Here is a 7,356-nt window from a genome sequence, read left to right as displayed (position 1 = left end):
GAGACGATCAGGGTGGCACCGAGCTCGGCCAGGCGATCGTGCAAGGTTTCGGCGGTGTCGGCGGCGGAGATCGGCGTGCGCTCGGCGAGCAGCATCGGGCCGGTATCGAGGCCCTCATCCATGCGCATGGTGGTGACGCCGGTCTCGCCATCGCCGGCTAGGATGGCGCGATGGATGGGCGCCGCGCCGCGCCAGCGCGGCAGCAGCGAGCCGTGGATGTTGAGACAGCCGCGCGGCGGGATGTCGAGCACGCTGAGCGGCAGGATCAAGCCATAGGCGGCCACCACCATGACATCATGCGGCGTCGCTTGCAGCAGCTGATGCGCCTCGCTGGCGATCTCCGGGTATTTGCCATCCAGCCGCAGCGATACCGGTTGCGCGACCGGGATCTGATGATCGAGCGCAAACTGCTTGACCGGCGACGCATGCAGCTGCATGCCGCGGCCGGCCGGGCGGTCCGGCTGGGTCAGCGCGAGGACGATCTGGTGACCGGCGTCGTGCAGGGCCTTGAGCGCCACGGCGGCGAATTCGGGAGTACCGGCGAAGATGATTTTCATTGTGAGCGATAAGGCGAAGGGTGGCCAAAATGACTACGGGACAAACGGCAAGAGCCGCTGACAGGGCGCTTCTTGCAGTTTGTCCCGCAACATGGAAAAGATGTTTATCTCGTACCGTATTGCTTGTCGCGCTTCTGCTCGCGTTCTTCCTTGAGCATCTTGGCCTTGATACGGTTGCGCTTCAGCGGTGACAGATATTCAACGAATACCTTGCCTTGCAAGTGATCCATTTCATGCTGGATGCAGACCGCCAGCAAGCCATCGGCGTCGACTTCAAACGGCTGGCCGTCCGCGTCCAGGGCGCGCACTTTCACACGCGCAGGGCGTTCAACGCCATCGTAGACGCCTGGCACAGACAGGCAGCCTTCATCGTAAATCTGCTTTTCTTCGCTGGCCCAGAGAATCTGCGGATTGATGAACACCCGCAGGTCGGTGCCGGTATCGGAAGTATCGATCACCACCAGCTGCTCATGGACGTCGACTTGCGAAGCGGCCAGGCCGACGCCTGGCGCTTCGTACATGGTTTCAGCCATGTCGGCGATCAATTTTTTTAACCGACTGTCAAAAACTGTCACTGGCTTGGCAATTTTGTGCAAGCGGACGTCGGGATAACGCAGAATATTTAATAAGGACATGCTTGAATACGTAACAATTAGGCGGTTTGGAAGGGGTTTTCTCTTGCTAGTTCAATCGATTATGGGCAAAATTTGATTCACTATGGCAAGTTTTTTGCTTTATTTTGCTTTACCAATATCAAATGCCGTGGCGACGAACCGGCCGGGAGCCGAAAAGCTCCAGGGTACAGGCGCCAATTTAACGCAGTATTCACCGGAAACAATATGAAAAAGTTTAGCACAGCTGCACTCCTTCTTGCTTTATGCACCGGATTTGGCATTTCCAGCATGGCCCACGCCCAGGCAGTGAAGACCATGCGCTGCGAGTTTTTGCCGAATGCTCCGGACCAGCACGTGGTAGTGCGTGGCGACACGCTGTGGGGGATTTCCGGTCAATTCTTGCAACATCCATGGTGCTGGCCGCAGGTGTGGGGCTTGAACCAGGATCAGATCCGCAATCCGCACTGGATCTATCCAGGCCAGATCGTGTATTTCGACCGTGTCAACGGCCGCCTGCGCCTGGGCAACAGCACTAGCGGCGAACCCGGCGTGGTCAAGCTGTCGCCGCAAGTGCGGGTGCAAGGCATCGGCCGCGATGCGATTACGACCATTTCCACCGATGCCATCGGTCCTTTCCTGTCGCAACCGCTGATCATCGAAGGCGACGACTTGAAAAGCGCGCCGCATATCGTGGCGGTGCAGGAAGGCCATATTAATCTAGGCAAGGGCGATAAGGCCTATGTGCGCGGCGACCTGGCGGATGCGACTGCATTCCAGGTATTCCGTCCCGGCACTCCGCTCAAGGATCCGGTCACGGGCAAGGTCATCGCCAACGAAGCGCTGTACCTGGGTACTTTGAAACTGGAGCGCCGCGGCAGCACGCCGGATGAGGCGGCAACCTTCAGCGTGGTCGACGTCAAGGAAGAAATGCAGGTCGGCGACCGCATCATTCCACGCCCGGTCGAACCAATCCTGAATTACGTGCCGCATGCGCCGGCCGGCAATGTCGATGCCCGCATCGTCTCCATCTATGGCGGCGTGGCCACGGCGGCGCAGAACCAGATCGCCACCATCAATCAGGGCAAGGCTGACAATATCGACGTCGGCACGGTGCTGCAGCTGTCCCGCCTGGGTACGACCATCAAGGATCCTGCCGATCACAACAAGAAGGTCAAGCTGCCGGACGAACAATACGGTACCCTGTTCATCTTCCGCGTGTTCAACCATATTTCGTATGGCTTGATCATGGAAGTCCAGAATACGGTCGATATCGGCGACACCGCCAGATCGCCGCAATGAAGTAAAGGTCCTTGCTGTTAATAAAGATAATCTTCACGACGATGATGGCGGCGCCGGTCTGAGCCGCCATCGGGCCGCCGCCGATGCCGATGAACTGGCATCCTGGCTGCGTCTCGACCAGACTGCCGGAGTCGGCGCCGAAACTGCGCGCCGCTTGCTGGCGGCCTTCGGCCTTCCGGCCAGCATCTTTTCCACTTCCTTCTCCGCCCTGCACAAGGTTGTGTCTGAGCGCATCGCCTATGCCTTGCTGGCACCGCCCTCGGACGCCACTCTGGCTCTGATCGAACGCACTCTGGAGTGGCTGCAGCAAGCGGGCAACCGCTTGTTGACCTTGGCGGACGCAGGCTACCCGCAAGCTTTGCTGGACATCAGCGATCCACCGCTGATGCTGTATGTGAAGGGGCGCGCTGAACTGCTGGCGCGGCCGGCGCTGGCGGTGGTCGGCAGCCGCAACGCGACTGGGCAGGGCATCGCCAATGCTGAACGCTTTGCAGAAATCCTCAGCCAGCGCGGCCTGACCGTCATCTCCGGCCTGGCCCTGGGCATCGATGCCGCCGCCCATCAAGGCGCTTTGCGCGGCGCGGCGGGTTATGCGGAAGCGGGCAGCACCATCGCCGTGATCGGCACCGGCGCCGACATCGTCTACCCGGCGCGCAACCGCGGCTTGGCGCACCAGATCGCTGAAGCGGGCTGCATTGTCAGCGAGTACCCGCTGGGCGTGCCCGGCATCGCAGCCAATTTCCCGCGCCGTAACCGTATCGTTTCCGGCCTGGCGCGCGGCGTGCTGGTGGTGGAAGCCGCGGCCCAGTCGGGTTCGCTGATTACCGCCCGCATGGCGGCCGAGCAGGGGCGCGATGTGTTTGCCATTCCCGGTTCGATCCACTCGCCGCTGGCGAAAGGCTGCCATCAGCTGATCAAGCAGGGCGCCAAGCTGGTGGAATCGGCGCAGGATATCTTGGAAGAGTTGCGTAGTTTCCACACCCCGGCGCAGGCGGATAGCGTGGCTGACGAGGCCGGCGGCGTGACCCAGGCCGCCGCCGAGGATCCGCTAGCGGCAAGCGATGACGATCAAAAACTGTTGCGGCAGCTCGGCCATGATCCGGTCAGTTTCGATGTGCTGGCGGTGCGCTGCGGCAGCGACGCGGCGAGCTTGAACGGCCGTTTGCTGGCGCTGGAACTGGCCGGCCTGATCGAAGTTCTGCCCGGCGCTCTTTACCGCCGCCTCGACTGATAATGCTGTAACGCATTTAAGATCTAATTTGCGATTTCGCGCAGCTTTGCGCAAATCCTGCGATACTAATATACGTATACTGACGCTCGAAGCTGCAACATTGTTGTAAAGCATTTCATTGTTAAGTTGCACTTTACTTGTCACACCCTTACCTTAGCGATACAGTAGAACCATGTTTGAAGTCCTCGTTTATCTGTATGAAACTTATTATCGGCCCGATGCCTGCCCTGAACCGGAGGCCTTGGTCAAGAAGCTGTCGGCGATCGGCTTTGAAGAAGACGAGATCACCAAAGCCCTCGGCTGGCTGACGGATCTGGCGGAAGCCAACCACGAATTCGCTGATAAGTATCCGCAGCAAACCTCTTTTTCCTTTGGCATCCGCATTTACGCTCAGCAGGAAATCGACGTACTGGGCATTGCCGCGATTGGTTTCATCCAGTTCCTGGAGTCGGCCAAGATGCTCAATCCGGTGCAGCGCGAGATCGTGATCGAGCGCGCACTGACCGTCAGCGAGACCCCGGTTCCGCTCGACAAACTCAAGGTGATCGTGCTGATGGTGCTATGGAGTCAGGGCAAGGAGCCGGACGGCTTGATGTTCGACGAGCTGTTTCTCGACGAAGACGACGATCCCGAGCCGCGCCTCTTGCATTAGCCGCGCTCAGCGCCATCTGCCCCTATGTCGGTGGACCTGCGCACTTGCAGCTTTTCCAGCAACCCGCTTATCATTGCCGCAATATTTGCCCGCCACAGTGCTGATTTCGATATTAGCCGTGGAGTTGGCAGCGAAATCGTCTGGTGTATGATGAGAGAATTTCTCTCTGGCAACCAAAATTCCGAACTGCCGCGATGGCTAAAAAACAAGCCATGGCGTGCATAAGCAAAAAAATGCGCTGAAATATTGCGCACTACTTTCGAGACAACACTATGAGCAAGACCCTCATCATTGCCGAGAAACCTTCTGTCGCGAACGATATCGCGAAGACGCTCGGCGGCTTCACCAAGCACGATGAGTACTTTGAATCCGACGAATACGTCCTGTCATCGGCGGTCGGCCATTTGCTGGAAATCGCAGTGCCTGAAGAATACGACGTCAAGCGCGGCAAGTGGACCTTCACCCATTTACCGATGATTCCGCCGCATTTTGCGCTGAACCCGATCGCCAAGACCGAGTCGCGCCTGAAGGTGCTCAACAAGCTGATCAAGCGCAAGGATGTCACTTCCCTGATCAACGCCTGCGACGCCGGGCGCGAAGGCGAGCTGATTTTCCGCCTGATCGCGCAATATACGAAAGCCAAGCAGCCGGTCAAGCGCCTGTGGCTGCAATCGATGACGCCGGGCGCGATCCGCGACGGCTTTACCCATCTGCGCGAAGACAAGGACATGCTGCCGCTGGCCGACGCCGCCCGCTGTCGCAGCGAGGCGGACTGGCTGATCGGCATCAACGGCACGCGTGCAATGACCGCCTTCAATTCGAAAGAAGGCGGTTTCTATTTGACCACAGTCGGCCGGGTGCAGACACCGACGCTGTCGATCGTGGTTGAGCGCGAAGAGAAGATCAAGAAGTTCGTGCCGCGCGATTTCTGGGAAGTGCGCGCCGAATTCGTCTGCGCCGCCGGCATCTATGAAGGCCGCTGGCTCGACACTGCCCACAAGAAGGATGAAAACGATCCGGAAAAGCGCGCCGAGCGCCTGTGGAGCAAGGCCGCCGCCGAATCCATCGTGGCCGCCTGCCGCGGCAAGCTGGGCAACGTCAAGGAAGAATCGAAGCCGACCACCTCGATGGCGCCGGCGCTGTTCGACCTCACAAGCCTGCAGCGCGAAGCCAACTCGCGCTTCGGTTTTTCCGCCAAGAATACCCTGGGCCTGGCGCAGGCATTGTACGAAAAACACAAGGTGCTGACTTATCCGCGTACCGATTCGCGTCATCTGCCGGAAGATTACCTGAGCACCGTCAAGCAAGCGCTGGAAACGGTCTCCGAGAACAATAACTACCAGCAGTTTGCCGCACAGATCCTGAACAAGGGCTGGGTCAAGCCGAACAAGCGTATCTTCGACAACACCAAGATCAGCGATCACTTTGCGATCATCCCGACCACGCAGGCGCCGAAGAATCTGTCGGAACCGGAACAGAAGCTGTACGACCTGGTGACGCGCCGCTTCATGGCAGTGTTTTTCCCGGCAGCCGAGTTCCAGGTCACCACCCGCTACACCGAAGTATCCGGCCATCAGTTCAAGACTGAAGGCAAGGTCATGACCAATCCGGGCTGGCTGGCGATCTACGGCAAGGAAGCCGCGGATGAGAAGGATCCGGAAAACAGTGGCACACTGGTTGCAGTGGCCAAGGACGAGAAGGTCAAGACCGACAAGATTACCGCCAACGGCCTGGTCACCAAGCCGCCCGCGCGCTACACGGAAGCCACCTTGCTGTCGGCCATGGAAGGCGCCGGCAAGCTGCTGGACGACGGCGAGCTGCGCGAAGCGATGGCCGGCAAGGGCCTGGGCACGCCAGCGACGCGCGCTGCCATCATCGAAGGTTTGCTGAACGAAAAATACCTGCTGCGCGAAGGCCGGGAAATGATGCCGACCGCCAAGGCGTTCCAGCTGATGACCTTGCTGCACGGCCTCGGCGTCGATGAGCTGACCGAGCCTGAGCTGACCGGCGAGTGGGAGCACAAGCTGTCGCAGATCGAACGCGGCACCATCAGCCGTGAAGAGTTCATGCGCGAAATCGCACAGCTGACCCAGATCATCGTCAAGCGCGCCAAGGAATACGATAACGATACGATCCCGGGCGACTACGCTACCTTGCTGGCGCCATGTCCGAACTGCGGCAGCGTGGTCAAGGAAAACTATCGCCGTTTCGCCTGCACCAAGTGCGAATTCTCGATGAGCAAGACGCCCGGCAGCCGCCAGTTCGAAATTCCTGAAGTGGAAGAACTGCTGACCAAGCGCACCATCGGTCCGCTGCAGGGTTTCCGTTCCAAGATGGGCCGGCCGTTTGCCGCCATCCTGAAAATCAGCCGCGACGAAGAAATCAAGAATTTCAAGCTGGAGTTCGATTTCGGCCAGAATGACGGCGAAGGCGAAGATGGCGAAGGCGTCGATTTCACCGGCCAGACTGCCTTGGGCCCGTGTCCGAAATGCGCCAGCGGCGTGTATGAGATGGGCCTGGCCTACGTCTGCGAAAAAACCGTAGCCAAACCGAAGGCTTGCGATTTCCGCAGCGGCCGCATCATCCTGCAGCAAGAAATCCTGCCGGAGCAAATGGTCAAGCTGCTCAACGACGGCAAGACCGATCTGCTGCCGGGTTTCATTTCGCAGCGCACGCGCCGTCCGTTCAAGGCTTTCCTGGTCAAGGGCAAGGATGGCAAGGTCAGCTTCGAATTTGAAGAGCGTAAAGCCAAGGCGCCCGCCAAGGGCAAGGCCAAGGCGGCGGCAGTTCAAAGCGAAGATGACGCCGCTGAAGTCAAGGCGGTAGCGAAGAAGCCGGCGGCCAAGAAACCGGCGGCCAAAAAGGCGGCTCCCAAAAAAGTCGTCGCCAAACGCAAGGCAGCCTAAGCGCTGACCTGAATCCGAAAAGCCGCTCCCTGAGCGGCTTTTTTATTTCCCCGACCTGCATGATCGGTTGACTGGCATGGCGATGGCGCCATGCCAC

Annotated in this window: 6 protein-coding genes; 4 read left to right on the top strand and 2 right to left on the bottom strand. The window is 59.3% G+C overall.

The genetic code is table 11. The features are described from left to right. Together VNZ65_RS15085 and def are read right to left on the bottom strand one after the other, a co-directional pair. On the bottom strand, positions 1–557 hold a 557-nt coding region (locus VNZ65_RS15085), incomplete at its 3' end, for a methionyl-tRNA formyltransferase (protein ID WP_325670358.1). A gap of 104 nt (positions 558–661) precedes the next feature. After that, the gene (gene def / locus VNZ65_RS15080; protein WP_061944935.1) at positions 662–1,192 is read right to left on the bottom strand and encodes a peptide deformylase; all 531 of its coding nucleotides are present in this window, start codon (positions 1,190–1,192) and stop codon (positions 662–664) included. Between the two features lie 204 nt (positions 1,193–1,396). Between def and VNZ65_RS15075 the strand changes: the two genes are divergently transcribed. The 4 genes from VNZ65_RS15075 to VNZ65_RS15060 all read left to right on the top strand — a co-directional run bounded on the left by VNZ65_RS15075 (position 1,397) and on the right by VNZ65_RS15060 (position 7,259). Continuing rightward, positions 1,397–2,470: a LysM peptidoglycan-binding domain-containing protein gene (locus VNZ65_RS15075; RefSeq protein ID WP_414649139.1), complete on the top strand. Its 1,074-nt coding sequence runs from the start codon at positions 1,397–1,399 to the stop codon at positions 2,468–2,470. A 58-nt stretch (positions 2,471–2,528) separates the two neighbouring features. After that, positions 2,529–3,701 (top strand): DNA-processing protein DprA, encoded by a 1,173-nt coding sequence (gene dprA, locus VNZ65_RS15070; protein ID WP_325670364.1) that lies wholly within the window; start codon positions 2,529–2,531, stop codon positions 3,699–3,701. A 172-nt stretch (positions 3,702–3,873) separates the two neighbouring features. Then, entirely contained in the window at positions 3,874–4,353 is a 480-nt protein-coding gene (locus VNZ65_RS15065) for a DUF494 family protein (protein WP_062119523.1), read from the top strand. A gap of 272 nt (positions 4,354–4,625) precedes the next feature. Then, positions 4,626–7,259, top strand: coding sequence for a DNA topoisomerase III (locus tag VNZ65_RS15060; RefSeq protein ID WP_325670354.1), 2,634 nt, complete (start codon positions 4,626–4,628; stop codon positions 7,257–7,259). Positions 7,260–7,356 lie beyond the last annotated feature (97 nt).

The sequence above is a fragment of the Collimonas sp. genome (assembly GCF_035566555.1).
Lineage (GTDB): Bacteria > Pseudomonadota > Gammaproteobacteria > Burkholderiales > Burkholderiaceae_D > Collimonas.
Note: the sequence above shows the minus strand (reverse complement) of the source record. Positions and strands in the feature narration are given on the sequence as shown.

Coding starts and splice junctions, on each gene's coding strand:
- VNZ65_RS15075 (WP_414649139.1), top strand. CDS start 1,397: ATGAAAAAGTTTAGCACAGCTGCACTCCTTCTTGCTTTATGCACCGGA.
- VNZ65_RS15060 (WP_325670354.1), top strand. CDS start 4,626: ATGAGCAAGACCCTCATCATTGCCGAGAAACCTTCTGTCGCGAACGAT.
- VNZ65_RS15065 (WP_062119523.1), top strand. CDS start 3,874: ATGTTTGAAGTCCTCGTTTATCTGTATGAAACTTATTATCGGCCCGAT.
- def (WP_061944935.1), bottom strand. CDS start 1,192: ATGTCCTTATTAAATATTCTGCGTTATCCCGACGTCCGCTTGCACAAA.